The organism is Pseudomonas sp. PvP028 (assembly GCF_017832255.1).
In the GTDB taxonomy this organism is placed as follows: Bacteria; Pseudomonadota; Gammaproteobacteria; order Pseudomonadales; family Pseudomonadaceae; genus Aquipseudomonas; species Aquipseudomonas syringae.
On record NZ_JAFIBL010000001.1, the window covers coordinates 3,216,103 to 3,234,078 of the forward strand.

Sequence of the window (17,976 nt, forward strand, 5' to 3'; positions counted from 1 at the left end):
GCGATTGCTTGACGTGGGGACTAACGGTAGGTCAGTTGCGGAATGCTGTCATATCCTGCAACAGCATGCCCATCAGGCGATTGGCGCCGACGCTCAGTTGACGGCCCAATCGGCTGATCAGGTGAGTCTGCGGGCTGCTGAACACCTCATGCTGCAAGGGCAGGGCACGCAATCTTCCGGCCTTTATTTCTTCCTCCACGACAAAGGTCGGCAGCAGCGTGACGCCACCCTGCATGGCGAAATGCTTGAGCATCGCGAAGGTGCTGCAGGTCAGCGTCGGCTGCACGGTGATGCCCAACTGATGCTCGGCTTGCAGCAGAATCTGGCGGATACCGTAAGACACGGCTGGCAGGGCGACACGGTAGTCTTCAAGTGCCCGCAGCTGTATCGGGCCAGGTTCTTCGGCGAGCGGATGATCTGGCGCAGTGATCACACAGACCGGTTGACGCTGATGCGCATGCGAGCGGATTTTCGGGTCGGCAGCCGGGTTGAAGACCAGACCGATGTGCGCTTCATCCTCGACCACCTGGCGAATCACTTCGTTGCTGCCACAGACGTTCACGATCAGTTCGATCCTGGGGTACAGCTCGGAAAACCGGGCCAGCGGCTGCGCGAGACTTTCCAGAAAACCCTCCCCGGAGACCAGTGTCACCGAGCCGCTGTGCAAGCCTTTCAAGGCCTGAATCGAATCCAGCAAAACCTCCTGCTGCGTCAATCGCTGGCGGTAGTAGGCCAGCACCTTGTCGCCCGCCTCGGTCGGTTTGACGCCGCGTCGATGACGCTCCAGCAGGGGAGAGCCCAGCTCCTGTTCCAGTTGCGCGATCTGACGGCTCACCGCCGAAGGCGCAACGTTGAGGAAGTCGGCGGCAGCCCGGACGCTGCCCAATCGGACGGCTTCGAAAAAATACAGGATGCGTCGATCTTGAACGAGGCTCATGGGCTTCCAGTGTTGCGCTAAAGGCAACATAAATTCGATTTTTGGATTATTGCTGAGAGGGGAGAGCGCTGTCCATACTCGAATCATCAGCGCATTGCAGGCCGATAGGGCTCGCAGCGTCATCCTCTAATTCGTACAAAATCTTTGATCGGGATGCAGACATGACTTTGAAAGCAGGTGTGATCGGATTGGGCAACATGGGTGGCGGCATGGCTGCCACCCTGGCGGGCAAGGGCTTTGATGTCAGCGGCTTCGACCTGTCGCAGGCCGCGCTGGCCCTGGCCGAAAGCAAGGGCGTCAAGCCGGTTGCCGACCGCACGCAACTGATTCAAGGCGTGGACATTCTGATCCTCTCGCTGCCCAAGGCCGAGCACGTGGAATCGGTGTGCCTCGGCGCGGGTGGCATCAACGAGATGGGGCGCAAGGGCCTTATCGTTGTCGATACCACGACGTCGACGCCGGAAATGAGCCGCAAGGTCGCCGCCGAACTGGCGAAAAACGGCATCGCATTCATCGACGCGCCGGTGTCTGGCGGCCCGAAAGGCGCTGCCACCGGCACCATGTCGATGGTGATCGGTGCCGAGGACGCTGACCTGGCGCGCGCCATGCCGGTCCTGGAAGGCATGAGCGGGACACGCGTGCATGTCGGGCAATGTGGCGCAGGCAACGTCGCCAAGATCGCCAACAACATGCTCGCCGCCTGTCACCTGATCAGCACTGCCGAAGCCGTGGCGATGGCCGCGCGTGCAGGGGTCGATCCGGAAAAACTTCTGCAGGGCCTGAATGCCGGTTCCGGGCGCAGTGGTGCCACGCAAGTCATGTTCCCGACCTGGGTACTCAACAAAGCGTATGACTCCGGTTTCACCATGGGCCTGATGCGCAAGGACGTCGGCCTGGCCAGCGATCTGGCGGACAGCCTGGACATGGACCTGCCGCTTTCGCGCGTCGTCGCCCAGTTGTGGCAGGCCAGCAGTGAAACCCTGGCGGACAACGAAGACTTCTGCGCCATCGTGCAACGCACCGATGGCAAACTTTACGGTCATGGAGAATAAGCGATGAGCACTGTAAAAATCCTCGAACTGATGCGTCCTTACTGGGGCGATCGCAGTGTCATCGCCAGCTACGTCGGCGGCCAGTTCATCGAAGGTCACGGCGCGCCCGTCGAAGTGCGCAATGCCCATGACGACAGCCTGCTGCTGAGTTTTCCGGACGCCGACGAGTCGTTGGTCGAAGTGGCCGACAAGGCCGCCAGGGCTGCTCAACAACAATGGTGGGCACTGACCGCTCAGGCACGTGGCCGCGCCATGTATCAGGTGGGCAATCTGATTCGTGACGAGCTGGAAAACCTCGCGCAGATCGAATCCCTGACCGCCAACAAGCCGATCCGCGATGCCCGTGTCGAAGTACTCAAAGTGGCCGAGATGTTCGAGTATTACGCCGGCTGGGCGGACAAGCTGCACGGCGAGATCATCCCGGTGCCGACCACGCACCTGAACTACGTGACCTACGAACCACTGGGCACGGTGTTGCAGATCACCCCCTGGAATGCGCCGATCTTCACTTGCGGCTGGCAGATCGCCCCGGCAATTGCAGCGGGCAACGCGGTCATTCTCAAACCGTCGGAACTGACCCCGCTCAGCTCGCTGATGGTCGGCGTGCTGATCGAGCGGGCCGGCGTGCCGAAAGGGCTGGTCAACGTGATTGCCGGTTTCGGTCATTCCATCGGCCAGGCGTTCATTGCCAAGGCTGACATTCGCAAGGTGGTGTTCGTCGGCTCACCCGCCACTGGCCGGCATATCGCCGTGGCGGCAGCGCAGCGTTGCATTCCTGCGGTGCTGGAACTGGGCGGCAAGTCGGCCAACATTGTGTTCGACGACGCCGATCTGGAAGTCGCCTTGCGCGGTGCCCAGGCTGCGATCTTTTCCGGAGCCGGGCAGAGCTGTGTTTCCGGTTCGCGCCTGCTGGTGCAGGAGTCGATCTTCGAGAAGTTCACCAATGCCCTGGCGGTGGCTGCGACGCAGTTCAAGGTCGGTGATCCGAGCGACCCTGAAACCCAGATCGGCCCGATCAACAACGCCAAGCAATACAATCACGTGAAAAACATGGTCGAGCAAGCGCTCAAAGACGGCGCGAAGCTGGTGGGCGAGCGTGCTGATCCGATCCCGAAAAAGCCCGGTTACTACATCAACCCGACCGTTCTGGCAGGCTCAAACGAGCTTTATTGCGCGCAGGAAGAAATCTTCGGCCCGGTGGTCGTGGCGATTCCATTCAAGGACGAAGAGGATGCGATCCGCATCGCCAACGACAGCCGTTTCGGCCTGGCCGGTGGTGTCTGGACCCGCGATGTCGGCCGCGCTCACCGCGTTGCCAGACAAGTGCGGGCCGGGACCTTCTGGGTCAACGGTTACAAGACTATTCACGTCAGTTCGCCGTTCGGCGGCTATGGTGAGAGTGGTTATGGCCGGTCTTCCGGTCTGGATGCCCTGCGCGAGTACAGTGAAGTGAAAAGCGTCTGGGTTGAAACCGCCGCCAAGCCAGCCGCCAGCTTTGGCTACGGCGCGAGTCTGGAGTAAGCACATGTCCATTTCAAAAACGTTGATTGACGAAGCAACCGTGTGGCGCCGCACCCTTCATGCCGCGCCGGAACTGGGCTTTCAGGAGCTGAAAACCTCTGACAAGGTGGCTGAGCTGCTGAGCAGTTTCGGCATCGAGATTCACCGTGGTCTGGGCGGCACTGGCGTGGTCGGCACCCTGCGTAACGGCGACGGCCCGACCATCGGCCTGCGTGCCGACATGGATGCCTTGCCGATTCAGGAGCTGGGCGACAGCGTTCACAAGTCGACCCACAAGGGCTGCATGCACGCCTGCGGTCACGATGGCCATACCGCGATCCTGCTGGCCACCGCCAGGCATCTGGCCGAGACTCGGCGCTTTCGCGGCACGGTGCATTTCGTCTTCCAGCCTGCCGAGGAGAACCTCGGCGGCGCACAGCGAATGATCGAAGACGGGCTGTTCGAGCGCTTTCCGATGGAAGCCATCTACGGCTTGCACAACTGGCCGGGCGTGCCTGCGGGCAAGGTGGTGATCAATCCGGGGCCGATGATGGCGTCGCTCGACACCTTTGAAATCACCCTGACCGGCAAAGGCAGCCATGCGGCCATGCCGGACAAGGGCAACGATCCGATCGTTGCCGCTGCCGAACTGGTCCTGGGCCTGCAAACCATCGTCTCCCGGCGCCTGTCGCCGCTTGATTCGGCGGTGGTCAGCATCACTCAGTTCAATGCCGGCGAGGCGATCAACGTGATCCCGGAAACCGCCACGCTGCGTGGCACCGCGCGTTGCCTGCAAACCCCTGTGCGGGAAAAGGTCCAGCGCCTGATCGGCGAGTTCGTCGAGCGTTTGCCGACGGCCTTCGGCGTGCGCGGCGAACTGGTCTACAACGTCGGCTACCCGGTGACCGAAAACCACGTCGAAGCGGCAGCCACGATCCGTCGTGCAGCGGTCGCTGCAGTGGGCGAGGCCAACGTGCAGTGGGGCTGCAACCCGTCGATGGCCTCCGAAGACTTCGCCTTCATGCTGCACGCCTGTCCGGGAGCCTACATCTGGATGGGCGTCGACGGCGAGAAGCCGTCGGCGGCGTTGCACAACCCGTACTACGACTTCAACGACCAGGTCATCGAACCCGGCGTTGCGGTGTGGACCTCGCTGGTGGAGCAGTGCTTGCCGGTGGCTTGAATGGCTCGCGCGCTTACGCCAGCCTTTGATTCTGGCCGTAGGCCATAGAGCTAACCGGTTCGCGAAAAGGACGGTACATCCGCAGGGAATGTACCGTCCCTGACGCTCTCGAATACGTCGCGACGCCGATGAGTGCCTGTCAGCACTCGATCAGGTTGACCGCCAGGCCGCCGCGTGAGGTTTCCTTGTATTTGTCGTGCATGTCGGCGCCGGTGTCGCGCATCGTGCGGATGGCGTGGTCCAGCGAGATGTGGTGCTCGCCGTCGCCGCGCAGGGCCATCTGGGCGGCATTGATGGCCTTCACGGCAGCAATCGCATTGCGCTCGATGCAGGGGATCTGCACCAGCCCGCCGACCGGATCGCAGGTCAGCCCCAGATTATGCTCCAGGCCAATCTCGGCAGCGTTCTCTACCTGCTCGGGCGTCGCGCCGAGGATCTCTGCCAGGCCCGCGGCGGCCATCGCGCAGGCCGATCCTACCTCACCCTGACAACCGACCTCGGCACCGGAAATCGAGGCGTTTTTCTTGCACAGAATGCCGACTGCAGCGGCGCTCAGGAAAAACCGTACAACGTCATCGTCATTGGCCGTGGGTTTGAATTTCATGAAGTAGTGCAGCACGGCGGGCACGATGCCAGCCGCGCCGTTGGTGGGCGCCGTCACCATGCGCCCGCCTGCGGCGTTTTCTTCGTTGACCGCGAGGGCGAACAGGTTGACCCATTCCATGGCGCTCAGCGTCGAGCCGATCACGTTGGGGTTGTCCAGGTTCTGCAGGTTCTGATGCAGGCGGTAGGCACGTCGCCGCACGTTCAGGCCACCGGGCAGGATGCCGGTTTCCACCAGGCCCTTGTCGACGCAGGCACGCATCGCGGCCCAGATCACCATGATTTTCTCGCGGATTTCTTCCTCGCTGCGCCAGACCTTTTCGTTGGCCATCATCAATTCGGAAATGCTCATGCCGTGGGTTTTGCACAGCTTGAGCAACTGCGCGCCGCTGAAAAAATCATAGGGCAGGACGGTTGTGTCGTTGTCCAGCACGCCGCTGGCGGCCTGTTCGGCGTCGATCACAAAACCGCCGCCCACCGAATAGTAGGTTTGCTCGTGGAGTTCGCCGTTCTTGCCATAGGCGCACAGCGTCATGCCATTGGGATGGTAGGGGAGGCTTTCATCGAGCAGGCACATGTCCCGCTCCCAGACGAAGGTGATGGCCTGTTCGCCCGCCAGCATCAGCTGGTTATCGGCACGCAGCGCGTCGATGCGCTGGTTGACCTGGCTAGGGTCGATCTGGTCAGGCCACTCACCCATCAGGCCCATGACTGTTGCGCGATCGCTGCCGTGACCGATGCCCGTGGCCGACAGAGAACCGTACAATCGCACCTCAATCCTTTCCACGTTGGGCAAACGGTTGTGGTTGCGCAGCTCGGTCACAAACAGTGCGCCGGCGCGCATTGGCCCGACGGTGTGCGAACTGGACGGCCCGATGCCGATTTTGAACATGTCGAAGACGCTGATAGCCATCACGAAGGTCCTTCAGGTGAGATGATGCACGGGAATTTGGTATTCCCCTTTTTCTGTTACTCATCTTTGGCTTCGGCTGTCGAAACGACAAACGATTGTTGCTATGCAACGCTTTAGCGGAACTCTTCAATGAGCAGAATCTTCAACGCACAGATGCACGCCTGGCTACAGGTGTTCGCCTGCGCGGCCCGTCACCTGTCCTTCACCCGCTGCGCGGAAGAATTGCACGTCACCCCCGGCGCGATCAGTCAGCAGATGCGCCAGCTCGAAGAGCGCCTGGGCTTTGCGCTGTTTCACCGGGTCGGGCGCGGGCTTGAGCTGACCGCTGAAGGTCAGCGTCTGGCGGTGGTCGCCAACGAAGTGCAGAGCCGTATCAGCGAAGAACTGCGCCTGCTGTATTCCGGGCGTATCGGCGGGGTGTTCAAGCTGCGCTGCATTCCATCATTCCTGAGCAAATGGCTGATGCCGCGCCTGCCACGCTTGCAGGCGGCGTTTCCCGACATTCAGTTGCGGATCATTGCCGAGGACAGCAGCGGGTCGTTGCGTGATGACGATTTCGATCTGGCCATCGACCTGAACGACGGCAGCTATCCGGGGTTGTCGACTACGCCCTTGCTGGAGGAAGAGCTGTTTGCGGTCTGCTCGCCTGACCTGCTAGTGGGCAAGCCGCCGTTGGATACGCCCAGTCAGCTGGTGCACTTCCCGTTGCTGCACGACATCACCGCCTGGCGCGGCAGCTATGAATATGCGGAGTGGGAGTTCTACCTGACGGCCATCGGTGCCGATGGCATCGATGTGCGTCGCGGTCACACGTTCAATCGTAATCACCTGACCATCGACGCCGCGCGCATGGGCATGGGCGTGGCCATTGCGCGTAAGGCGCTGATCACCGATGAGCTGGAGCAGGGCTTGCTGATCGTGCCCTTCGGCCATCCGATCAAGGCCAGAAAGAAATACGTGCTGGCCTATCGCGAAGGGGCGCTGAGCACCCCGTCACGTCGCGCAGTGCATGACTGGCTGGTGAACGAGGCGCTGGGCTGACTCGCGCCGAATCAGGCAGTGTGGATCAATGGAACAGCTCGGCGATCAATACCGCACCGATGAACGTACCGAAGTTGGCGAGGAACGACACCAGTACAATCCTCCAGCCCAAACGGCGGAAGGCTGGGAGGTCCTTGGCAATCGACAGACCGGCGAAGGTCAGCATCGGAGTAATGACCGCCAGCAGGTTGATCGAGCTGGTGATCCGCGCAATCTCGGCGGCCCAGGGGCAAGCTGGCGAGGTCAGGAACATTGCCACCAGCGACACCATGCACACCGCAGGGATCTTGCGGCGAAGCAGGTTGCAAAACACCTCACCCACGAAGGCACAGAAAATCATGATGCCCATGCCGGTGAAGGCATCGCCTGACAGTGTCTTGTAGCCGACATAGTTGGCAATCAGTGCCAGTGCACCCGCAGCCAGCCACGCACTGATCTTGCCCGACCAGCCCAGTTCCGGCACCTCCAGCGACACGTCGCTGTGGCGCAGGCCTTCCTCGCTCATCGATGCCTTGGTGGTGCGGCCGATCAGCGGCTCGAGCACACGATAGCCCCAGACTGCCAGTGGCAGGGAGATGAACAGGGTGAAGTAGGTGCCGATGGTGGTGGTGATCAGGTTCGAGGCTGCCGCCAGCGTCATGACTTCCTTGGCGACTTCCGGTGTTTGTTGCGCGGCAATCGCCCCGGCAGCGGCAGCCATCATGCTGCCCGAACCGATGCCTGAGCCCATCGCCAGCGAGTTGGGATGGAAGATCCCCAGGCTGGCGATAAACCCGGCGACGATGGCAATGAACAGCGCGCCGAACAGGGTGCCCGTCAGGTACTCGGCCAATACGCCGCGACCTTCCGGAGAGTCCATGCCATAGCGCTCGCCGATGATTGCCAGGCTCGGCTCACGGCCGACCGAGAAGGTCGCACCAATGGCTTCGCGCTTGATACCGAGCATCAGTGCGACCGGCAGACCGAGCATCACGGTGCCGACGAAGTGGCCGAACTCCTGAAACATCAGCGCCCACCCGGAGGCGAACACCACCGGCAGCGAGCCACCGACCACCAGGCCGAGCTTGGCAATGAAAAGCAGCAGGGCAGGTTGCAGGATGGAGGCCGAGCGCAGTTGTGTGCCGTGATCGATGCCAATGGTGCCTGGCATACGGCGGCTGGCAAGGCCGATCATCGCGCCCAGCAGCAGCGCCCACACCATCGGCAACAACACCACCTTGCCGGGGCCCAGCGCGATACTGACGGCACCGATCATTTCGGCAATGGTGAGGATAACGGCGGCCCAGACATACAGTTTCACCGTCGATGAAACGGCCTGATTGTCACCCGACACTGCAGCGTGTGAGTTTTGCATGATGATCCCCTTGCCTGCTGAATGGCCTTTTTCAGGCCTTATCAATCGTTATTCTGTTTTTCAGGTAGGCGCGGTAAAGCGCCAGGGCAGCGTTGAAAAGTCCATGAAGTCATGGAGACCGTTATCCGGCCAGGTATTTTTTATGAGGTCTGAATGTGATCCAGACCCAGGCTGCTTCGAGCCTTTGCAAGGGGATCACAGGGTGCGCTATTTGAAGGGATGAGCCTTTGAATACGGCACTTTGCTGTCCACACGCAACCGCAGTATGCATAGCACGAGGTTGCACACCAATATTGCGAATTTTATTTATCGTTGCTTTAAACAGAACACAGAACGCACTGGGAATGTGATGCAGAGCGCTCATCATTATGCGCAAGTGCGCTTTTGATTCTGGCCGAAGGCCGTAGGAGATTCTATGGTTTTGGCAAAGCCCTCAAGCCACTTTTGTTTGATATTCGCTCTGGTTCTTTAACAGAGCGAAGACTACTCGAGCCAACTTTCGGGAGAGCATGACCAGCGCTTGAGTTGTACTAAAGCCACGCTTTCTCTGCTCTTCATAAAAAGGCTTCCAGGCCGGCGTACGGCTCCCGGACATAGCCGCGTTGTGCAGCAACCGTCGGGCTTCTGGATCGCCGCGTTTGGTCAATCGACGAGGTCCATCACTTTGCCCTGATTTGGATACTTTCAGGTCCAGCCCAAGAAACGCGATAAAGGCGTTCGCTCCGCTGAACTCGCCTCGCTGAAAAGAAGTGACCAAGCGAGCTGCAGTCAGAAAGCCGATCCCTTCTACTTTCATACAGCGGTTGACCTGCCTCATCAGACCGGCTTCCTGCAGTACATCGCGAATCTTCTTTTCAACGAGCGCCTCAAATCGTTTCATCGAGTTGACCTGATTGGCGAACGCTGTTCTCAGAAAAGGCTCGTTGGTCCAGCTTTGCACCAGGCCAGTACGAGCCTGAACCAAGGCTGCACGACGTCGGAACAGGCTCAGAAGCTGCCGATAAAGCGGGCTCGCAGGTATCCAGGGCCGCAACTCATCAAGCTCGTTTTTCAGGTATCGGGCCAACAAACGAGCATCTTGGGCATCGGTTTTGGCGCGTATGTTGACGCCTTTACGGTAATGACTGAGCTGATAGCCATCCACCATATAAACGTCACAGCCTGCTTCGTGGGCCGCATCCGCGAACAGGACGTGATAGACGTTAGTGGCTTCGATGGCGATGGCGCAGCTGCTCGCCAAGGCCTTCAGCCATTGTGTGATGGCGACTTTGGTATTGGGGATTGCCTCAAGTCGATCATATTGATCGTGGTAGATCACCAACTCATTCTTGGCGACATCTACACCGATGATCGGTTTTTCCAGAGTAACCCGCATTGCCATAACGCCTCCTCGGGGATAAGGTTTACAGACTTGAAGGGGCCACCCAGAGGCGCAGGCTTGTTTCTATCGTAGGTTGTGAGCCTTAAGCATTCTTTATCGGCGCTTGGGTGAAAGGAGGAGGGGTGAAATCTCCTACGGGTCTGTACTGCGCGAACAGTCAGAAGCGAACTAAGTCCCTCCTCCTCCCTTCAAGTCTTACCATACAAGCGAACTTGTTCGCGAAAACGATGTTTCAGGCGATACATTCTCGGGAAGGCTTGCGGCCCCTTCGCGGACAAGTCCGCTCCTACGCCCGTTGTGCAGAACCAAGACGGCCTTCTGGACAAGGGGTAGCGAACCGGGAATGTGACGCAGCGCGCTCATCGTTATACACAAGTGCGCGTTTGATTCTGGCCGAAGGCCGTAGGAGCGAACTTGTTCGCGAAAACGATGTTTCAGGCGATATATTTTCGGGAAGGCTTGCGGCCCCTTCGCGGACAAGTCCGCTCCAACGCCCGTTGGGCAGAATCAAAACGGCCTTCTGGGCAAGGGGTAGCGAACCGGGAATGTGACGCAGCGCGCTCATCATTATGCACAAGTCCGCTTTTGATTCTGGCCGAAGGCCGTAGGAGCGAACTTGTTCGCGAAGACGATGTTTCAGGCGATATATTTTCGGGAAGGCTTGCGGCCCCTTCGCGGACAAGTCCGCTCCTACGCCCGTTGGGCAGAACCAAGACGGCCTTCTGGACAAGGGGTAGCGAACCGGGAATGTGATGCAGAGCGCTCATCATTATGCGCAAGTGCGCTTTTGATTCTGGCCGAAGGCCGTAGGAGATTCTATGGTTTTGGCAAAGCCCTCAAGCCACTTTTGTTTGATATTCGCTCTGGTTCTTTAACAGAGCGAAGACTACTCGAGCCAACTTTCGGGAGAGCATGACCAGCGCTTGAGTTGTACTAAAGCCACGCTTTCTCTGCTCTTCATAAAAAGGCTTCCAGGCCGGCGTACGGCTCCCGGACATAGCCGCGTTGTGCAGCAACCGTCGGGCTTCTGGATCGCCGCGTTTGGTCAATCGACGAGGTCCATCACTTTGCCCTGATTTGGATACTTTCAGGTCCAGCCCAAGAAACGCGATAAAGGCGTTCGCTCCGCTGAACTCGCCTCGCTGAAAAGAAGTGACCAAGCGAGCTGCAGTCAGAAAGCCGATCCCTTCTACTTTCATACAGCGGTTGACCTGCCTCATCAGACCGGCTTCCTGCAGTACATCGCGAATCTTCTTTTCAACGAGCGCCTCAAATCGTTTCATCGAGTTGACCTGATTGGCGAACGCTGTTCTCAGAAAAGGCTCGTTGGTCCAGCTTTGCACCAGGCCAGTACGAGCCTGAACCAAGGCTGCACGACGTCGGAACAGGCTCAGAAGCTGCCGATAAAGCGGGCTCGCAGGTATCCAGGGCCGCAACTCATCAAGCTCGTTTTTCAGGTATCGGGCCAACAAACGAGCATCTTGGGCATCGGTTTTGGCGCGTATGTTGACGCCTTTACGGTAATGACTGAGCTGATAGCCATCCACCATATAAACGTCACAGCCTGCTTCGTGGGCCGCATCCGCGAACAGGACGTGATAGACGTTAGTGGCTTCGATGGCGATGGCGCAGCTGCTCGCCAAGGCCTTCAGCCATTGTGTGATGGCGACTTTGGTATTGGGGATTGCCTCAAGTCGATCATATTGATCGTGGTAGATCACCAACTCATTCTTGGCGACATCTACACCGATGATCGGTTTTTCCAGAGTAACCCGCATTGCCATAACGCCTCCTCGGGGATAAGGTTTACAGACTTGAAGGGGCCACCCAGAGGCGCAGGCTTGTTTCTATCGTAGGTTGTGAGCCTTAAGCATTCTTTATCGGCGCTTGGGTGAAAGGAGGAGGGGTGAAATCTCCTACGGGTCTGTACTGCGCGAACAGTCAGAAGCGAACTAAGTCCCTCCTCCTCCCTTCAAGTCTTACCATACAAGCGAACTTGTTCGCGAAGACGATGTTTCAGGCGATACATTCTCGGGAAGGCTTGCGGCCCCTTCGCGGACAAGTCCGCTCCTACGCCCGTTGGGCAGAATCAAAACGGCCTTTTGCCCAAGGGGTAGCGAACCGGGAATGTGACGCAGCGCGCTCATCATTATGCGCAAGTGCGCTTTTGATTCTGGCCGAAGGCCGTAGGAGCGAACTTGTTCGCGAAAGATTCGGTATGGGCGCCAAAAAGCATCGCCTGAAACATCGTCTTCGCGAGCAAGCTCCCACTAATTAGCAGGCGGGACTGCTCAGTTCCAGTTCCCTGGCGCATTTCTCCAGGGAACGCCGTTGGGTGTCGGCATACAGGTCCAGTTCGTTGAGCGTCCCGCGTCCCAGCGCCCGCTCGAAATCCTGCTGATTCGAATTCGTCGCGTAATGCGCCTGTGCGTTATCGCCCAGATTGGACTGGAAGATGCCCGCCGCACTGACCGGCAAAAAGTCTTCGTACACCAGTGGCTCGAAGCGCACATGACCGGCTTCGACAAGCTGCTCCAGACTGCCGGATGCGCGCGCGGCAATGCCTGACTCGGTCGGGAAATAGCGAAAGTAGGCCAGACCCTGCCTGCGCATTTCAGCGTGGCTGTCCGGAAACGCTTTGAACGTTTCTTCCAGCAGCCCGGCATAGCGAACGGCATTAGCCTCACTGGGGAATTCGCCCAGCGCTTCGCGGGCATCGTTCAGCAGCCGGTCATACAGCTCGCGGCCTTTGGGCGTCAGTGCAGCGCCACGCTGTTCTATCTCGCCGAAGCGTGCCGAGTGGCTGCCCGACTGAATGCTCCCTTGGCCGATGAAAGTAATCGGTTCTTCCAGCGCCTTGAAACTGGTCTGGCGAAGCAGAACCGGGCACTGACGACGCGGTGGTCCTTCAACCACCGCTTTGGGTGTGATGCCCTTGCCAGGCATGCCGGCCTGAACCGCATCGATGTCCAGCGTACGTGGCGTCAGGTGGTTGATATGCGGACCTCGAAACGCCACCACATCAGCGATAAGGCGATGCTGAGTGTTCAGCTTCTGATAGTCGTCCAGCGAAACCGTCGCTGTGTTGTGCCAGCGAAAGGTTTCCAGCGCCTGCTGGATGAACTCGGACGCATCGGCTTCGCTCAAACCGCCGTCTGCTTCATGCTTGTCGATTAACGCCAGGGCGCCGGGCGTGAAGATACTACGCTTGCCCAGCACCTGACTGGCGAACTCACGCAGGCCGTCGCTTTCGATCAGCTCCAGGCGCAGCAACGAGGTGAACACCCGAAACGGACTGACCTGCAGCGCCTGCTCATGCACGGCGCGAAAGGCGGTGGAGTGAACCGGCACGCCGGCCGCGCTCAGGTCGTAGTAACCCACCGGCTGCATGCCCATGACCGCGAACAGGCGGGCGAGGGTGGCCAGTTCCTGTGCCGTGCCGACGCGGATCGCACCGTGCCGTTCCATGTCCAGGCGCTGGATTTCACCGGTCTGGCGCAGGCTGTCCAGCACACTGCTGTCATGGCTCATGACCTGTTCGTTGACTTCACTCACCAGCGCCATCAGCGTGCCGTACAGCGGCACTTCGTGCTTGTACATCTGCGACATGGCGCGAGAAAAACCCGCGCGGATCTGATCCGGGTCGGCAAAGCGTGCTGTGCTCATCAGGGTGTTTTCTCCGTACGGGTTCAAGCCAGCGCCGCCAGGCAGCGCTCGAAAATATCCAGCCCTTCGTGCAGCACATCGGGCTCAATGGTCAGCGGAATCAGCAGGCGGATAATGTGCCGTGACTTGCCGCTGGGCATCAGCAGCAGCCCGGCGTCCCTGGCTGAGCTCAGCAGCTCGGCGAGCTGTCGGGTGCCGGGCTCGCCCTCCGCCGTGATCAATTCGATACCGCGCATGCAGCCAACACCGGTCAGCCTGCCCAGGTACGGCGACAGTCTGCTCGCCTGCCAGGCTTCATAGCGTGAAACGATGGCGTGTTCCTGCTGCTCGCCCCAACTGGACAGGTTGGCATCGGTCATCTGCGCCAGTGACGCAAGGCCCGCTGCGCAGCCAATCGGGTTACCGGAATAGGTACCGCCCAGGCCGCCCTTGGGCAGGTTGTCCAGCAACGGCTTGCGACCTACCACTGCGCCCAGCGGGATGCCGCCCGCAATGCTTTTGCCCAGCAGAATCAGATCGGGCTCGATGCCCAGACGACTGAACGCAAAACGCTGCCCGGTACGGCCGAAGCCGGACTGGATTTCATCGGCGATCAGCACGATCCCGTGCTTATCGCAGAACGCTCGTAATACCTGGGCAAAGTCCGGCTGCATGGCCAGAAAACCGCCTTCGCCCTGAACTGGTTCGAAGATGATGCAGCCCACGTCGTTGACGTCGATCTCGACGCTGAACAGCCGGTCCATGGCCTTGAGTGCCTGCTCGGTGGACACGCCGTTATCCTTGCTGGGGAACGGAACGTGAAAGACCGGACCGGGCAGCACGCCGACTTTCTGTTTATAGGGCGCTACCTTGCCGTTGAGGTTCAGGGTCGCCAGCGTTCGGCCATGAAAGCCACCGTCGAAGGCGATGACCGCCGTGCGGCCGGTGGCGCCACGTACGATCTTCAGGGCATTTTCGGCCGCTTCCGCACCGCTGTTGGTGAGCATGCCGCTGAGGGGATAACTGACCGGCACGAACTGCGTGAGCTGCTCCATGAAGCGGATGTACGGGTCATGAGGCGTGGCGTTGAAGCAGTAGTGGGTCAGCTTTGCCGCCTGATCCTGAATGGCCGTGACCACCTGCGGGTTGCAATGCCCCAGATTGAGCACCCCGATGCCGCCGACGAAGTCGATATAGCGTTTGCCGGCGGTGTCCCAGACTTCAGCGTTGCGGCCGTGGGACAGCGTGATGTTGTGGACAAACGAAATGGATTCGCTGATGTGTTCGCTCATCGGCCTGGCCCTGACTCCGGGTGATCATGATGGCCTTATCCAAACAAACATCGGGCAGCGCTCGCAAACGAAATAAAATCACCGGGTCATTCCAATAATTCCCGATGTAATGGCTTTTCTGGCTGCTAATGATCAGAAGTTCATTCCTAAAAGGAATCATGTTTTTCAAAAACGTCGTTTGTAGCCCGACCCTGAGTGGCTTGATACTGAGGTCATCGATGATTTCCACCGTGGTTTCATGACAGGAGAATCAACATGGTTGCCGAGTTACTAGCACGTCTGGGCGTGGCGAACAGTGCCCACACACAAGGGGACTATCCGGTTTACACCCCGATTGATGGCAGCCGCATTGCCTCGGTCACGCTTGAAGACAAGGCACAGGTCGTGGCGCGTATCGACAGCGCCCACAGCGCGTTTCTGAAGTGGCGCACAGTGCCGGCCCCACGGCGTGGCGAGCTGGTGCGGATCTTTGGTGATGTGCTGCGTGAGCATAAGGCTGATCTGGGCGAACTGGTGTCGGTCGAGGCCGGCAAGATCACTCAGGAAGGTCTGGGTGAAGTGCAGGAAATGATCGACATCTGCGACTTTGCCGTCGGTCTGTCGCGTCAGCTGTACGGTCTGACCATCGCCTCCGAGCGCCCCGGTCATCATATGCGCGAAACCTGGCACCCGCTGGGTGTGGTCGGTGTAATCAGCGCGTTCAACTTCCCGGTCGCGGTCTGGGCCTGGAACACCACGCTGGCGCTGGTCTGCGGCAATCCGGTGATCTGGAAGCCTTCGGAAAAGACCCCGCTGACGGCACTGGCCTGTCAGGCGCTGTTCGACAAGGCGCTGAAGATTTTCGGTGATGCACCCGCAGCACTGGCGCAATTGGTGATTGGTGATCGTGACGCAGGCGAAGCGCTGGTCGATGACCCGCGCGTGCCGCTGATCAGCGCCACCGGCAGCACCCGCATGGGCCGTGAAGTCGGTCCGCGTGTCGCCGCCCGTTTCGGGCGCAGCATTCTGGAGTTGGGTGGCAACAACGCGATGATTCTGGCCCCGAGCGCCGATCTGGACCTGGCCGTGCGCGGCATTCTGTTCAGTGCGGTAGGCACCGCCGGTCAGCGTTGCACCACGTTGCGCCGCCTGATTGTGCACCGTTCGATCAAGGACGAAGTGGTCGCCCGCGTCAAGGCGGCCTACGCCAAGGTGCGCGTCGGTGATCCGCGCGAAGGCAATCTGATCGGTCCGCTGATTGACCAGCAAGCGTTTTCGGCCATGCAGAACGCGCTGACCAAGGCCCGTGACGAAGGCGGACAGGTGTTCGGTGGCGAGCGTCAGTTGCAGGACAAATACCCGAACGGCTACTACGTCACGCCGGCCATTGCCGAAATGCCTGGCCAGAGCGACGTCGTGCGTCACGAAACCTTCGCGCCGATTCTCTACGTGCTGGCCTACGACGACTTCGAAGAGGCCCTGCGCCTGAACAACGAAGTGCCGCAGGGCCTGTCGTCGTGCATTTTCACTACCGACCTGCGCGAGGCCGAGGCTTTCCAGAGCGCCGCGGGCAGCGATTGCGGGATTGCCAACGTCAATATCGGCACCAGCGGTGCGGAAATCGGCGGGGCATTTGGCGGCGAGAAGGAAACCGGTGGCGGCCGCGAGTCCGGCTCCGATTCGTGGCGCGCCTACATGCGCCGGCAGACCAACACCGTCAACTACTCCCGCGAGTTGCCGCTGGCTCAGGGCATCGTTTTCGACTGATGTGAACCGGGCGCTTATCGCCGACATTGCTGGAGTTTTTCGATGGTGCAGTTTGCTGAAGGCTGTCTGTGGGAACAATTGACTCCGCAACGTCCGGTCAGCCCGGCCCTGAGCGGCGAGCGGAGCGCCGATGTATGCATCATCGGCGCCGGTTTCACCGGTCTGTCAGCGGCGTTGCGCTTGCTGGAAGGCGGCAAGTCGGTGTGCGTGGTCGAAGCGCACCAGGTCGGGAATGGCGGTTCCGGACGCAACGTCGGTCTGGTGAATGCCGGGACCTGGGTGGCGCCCGATCAGTTGGACAAGGCACTGGGCAGCGTCGAGGCCAGCCGACTGAATGGCGCATTGGGCGCGGCACCGGCACTGGTGTTCGCGACCATCGACCAGTACCGCATCGATTGCCAGGACACGCGCACCGGCAACCTGCACATGGCGCATAACGCCAAGGGCCTGGCTGACCTGCGCAGCCGCGCCGCACAGTGGCAGCGGCGCGGTGCCAACGTCGAATTACTGACCGGCAAACCCTGCGAAGATGCCTGTGGTACCGACAAGGTCAGCGGTGCCTTGCTCGATCACCGCGCCGGCACGGTGAACCCGATGGCCTATGTCTCGGGCATGGCGCTTAACGTGGTGGCGCAGGGTGGGCAAGTGTTCGGTGATTCTCCTGTCAACGGCTTGCAACGCACCGCTGACGGCTGGAAGGTCTCTACTGCTGCGGGCAGTGTGAGCGCCGAGAAAGTGATCATCGCGTCCAATGCCTACACCGAAGGCGAGTGGACCGATATCAAGGATCACATCTTCACGGGTTACTACTATCAGGTCGCTTCGCAGCCACTCAGCGGTGCCGAGCAGGCGCAGATTCTGCGCGGCGGGCAGGGTTCGTGGGATACGCGCACGGTGCTCAGCAACATTCGTCGTGATGCCCATGGGCGCCTGCTACTGGGCAGCCTGGGTAACGCCGGCAATTATCCGCTGTGGTTCATTCGTCAGTGGGCGGATCGCGTCCAGCAGCATTACTTCCCGCAACTGGGCCGGGTCGAGTGGCAGAGCACCTGGACCGGGCGCATCGGCTTCACGCCGGACCACTTGTTGCGCCTCTTCGAACCAGCGCCAGGCTTGCTGGCGGCGACCGGTTTCAATGGTCGGGGGGTGACCACCGGGACGCTGGTGGGCAAGTGCTTTGCCGATTACCTGCTGACTAACGATGCAACTGCGTTGCCGATGAGTTTTTCAAGCGGCAAAAAGGTCTCGGGCAGTTCGTTGCGCAGCCTGGCCTACGACGCGGGCTTCACCCTGTATCACGCCGGGCAATGCCTGCGCGTGGTGCTTTGA

Annotated in this window: 13 protein-coding genes; 6 read left to right on the forward strand and 7 right to left on the reverse strand. The window is 60.0% G+C overall.

All coding sequences use genetic code 11. The features are described from left to right. Window positions 1-31: 31 nt before the first annotated feature. Complete coding sequence (locus tag JOE34_RS14295) at window positions 32-937, reverse strand: LysR family transcriptional regulator (protein WP_003314770.1); 906 nt, start codon at window positions 935-937, stop codon at window positions 32-34. Between the two features lie 161 nt (window positions 938-1,098). Between JOE34_RS14295 and JOE34_RS14300 the strand changes: the two genes are divergently transcribed. Genes JOE34_RS14300 through JOE34_RS14310 form a run of 3 tightly spaced genes read left to right on the forward strand, consistent with a single transcriptional unit; the run spans window position 1,099 to window position 4,672 of the window. Beyond that, on the forward strand, window positions 1,099-1,989 hold the full coding sequence (locus tag JOE34_RS14300) for an NAD(P)-dependent oxidoreductase (RefSeq protein ID WP_122242824.1): 891 nt from the start codon (window positions 1,099-1,101) through the stop codon (window positions 1,987-1,989). A gap of 3 nt (window positions 1,990-1,992) precedes the next feature. Continuing rightward, window positions 1,993-3,510 carry an aldehyde dehydrogenase family protein gene (locus JOE34_RS14305; RefSeq protein WP_003424894.1) on the forward strand — a complete coding sequence of 506 codons (1,518 nt, stop codon included), beginning with the start codon at window positions 1,993-1,995 and terminating at the stop codon, window positions 3,508-3,510. 4 nt (window positions 3,511-3,514) lie between these two features. Next, window positions 3,515-4,672 carry a M20 aminoacylase family protein gene (locus JOE34_RS14310; protein ID WP_209996008.1) on the forward strand — a complete coding sequence of 386 codons (1,158 nt, stop codon included), beginning with the start codon at window positions 3,515-3,517 and terminating at the stop codon, window positions 4,670-4,672. 139 nt (window positions 4,673-4,811) lie between these two features. Here JOE34_RS14310 and JOE34_RS14315 read toward each other — a convergent pair whose 3' ends face one another. After that, window positions 4,812-6,188, reverse strand: a complete 1,377-nt coding sequence (locus JOE34_RS14315; RefSeq protein ID WP_046267014.1) for an L-serine ammonia-lyase — start codon at window positions 6,186-6,188, stop codon at window positions 4,812-4,814. Window positions 6,189-6,317: 129 nt separating this feature from the next. Here JOE34_RS14315 and JOE34_RS14320 point away from each other — a divergent pair, with 129 nt between their 5' ends. Then, window positions 6,318-7,229 (forward strand): LysR substrate-binding domain-containing protein, encoded by a 912-nt coding sequence (locus tag JOE34_RS14320; RefSeq protein ID WP_003314779.1) that lies wholly within the window; start codon window positions 6,318-6,320, stop codon window positions 7,227-7,229. Between the two features lie 25 nt (window positions 7,230-7,254). On the opposite strand, the gene JOE34_RS14325 is transcribed toward JOE34_RS14320, so the two are convergent. From JOE34_RS14325 to JOE34_RS14345, 5 genes are all read right to left on the reverse strand, one after another. Further along, window positions 7,255-8,583, reverse strand: a complete 1,329-nt coding sequence (locus tag JOE34_RS14325; RefSeq protein ID WP_046267015.1) for a DUF3100 domain-containing protein — start codon at window positions 8,581-8,583, stop codon at window positions 7,255-7,257. A 433-nt stretch (window positions 8,584-9,016) separates the two neighbouring features. Continuing rightward, the gene (locus tag JOE34_RS14330; protein ID WP_209995143.1) at window positions 9,017-9,964 is read right to left on the reverse strand and encodes an IS110 family transposase; all 948 of its coding nucleotides are present in this window, start codon (window positions 9,962-9,964) and stop codon (window positions 9,017-9,019) included. An 836-nt stretch (window positions 9,965-10,800) separates the two neighbouring features. Continuing rightward, window positions 10,801-11,748 carry an IS110 family transposase gene (locus JOE34_RS14335; RefSeq protein ID WP_209995143.1) on the reverse strand — a complete coding sequence of 316 codons (948 nt, stop codon included), beginning with the start codon at window positions 11,746-11,748 and terminating at the stop codon, window positions 10,801-10,803. A gap of 490 nt (window positions 11,749-12,238) precedes the next feature. Beyond that, the gene (locus JOE34_RS14340; RefSeq protein WP_046266506.1) at window positions 12,239-13,630 is read right to left on the reverse strand and encodes a VOC family protein; all 1,392 of its coding nucleotides are present in this window, start codon (window positions 13,628-13,630) and stop codon (window positions 12,239-12,241) included. A gap of 23 nt (window positions 13,631-13,653) precedes the next feature. Beyond that, a complete protein-coding gene (locus tag JOE34_RS14345) occupies window positions 13,654-14,901 on the reverse strand; it encodes an aspartate aminotransferase family protein (RefSeq protein ID WP_010413235.1) in 1,248 nt (415 codons plus the stop codon). 255 nt (window positions 14,902-15,156) lie between these two features. Between JOE34_RS14345 and JOE34_RS14350 the strand changes: the two genes are divergently transcribed. Together JOE34_RS14350 and JOE34_RS14355 are read left to right on the forward strand one after the other, a co-directional pair. Next, the gene (locus JOE34_RS14350) at window positions 15,157-16,647 is read left to right on the forward strand and encodes an aldehyde dehydrogenase family protein (protein ID WP_046266505.1); all 1,491 of its coding nucleotides are present in this window, start codon (window positions 15,157-15,159) and stop codon (window positions 16,645-16,647) included. 42 nt (window positions 16,648-16,689) lie between these two features. Further along, window positions 16,690-17,976, forward strand: a complete 1,287-nt coding sequence (locus tag JOE34_RS14355; protein ID WP_209996010.1) for an FAD-binding oxidoreductase — start codon at window positions 16,690-16,692, stop codon at window positions 17,974-17,976.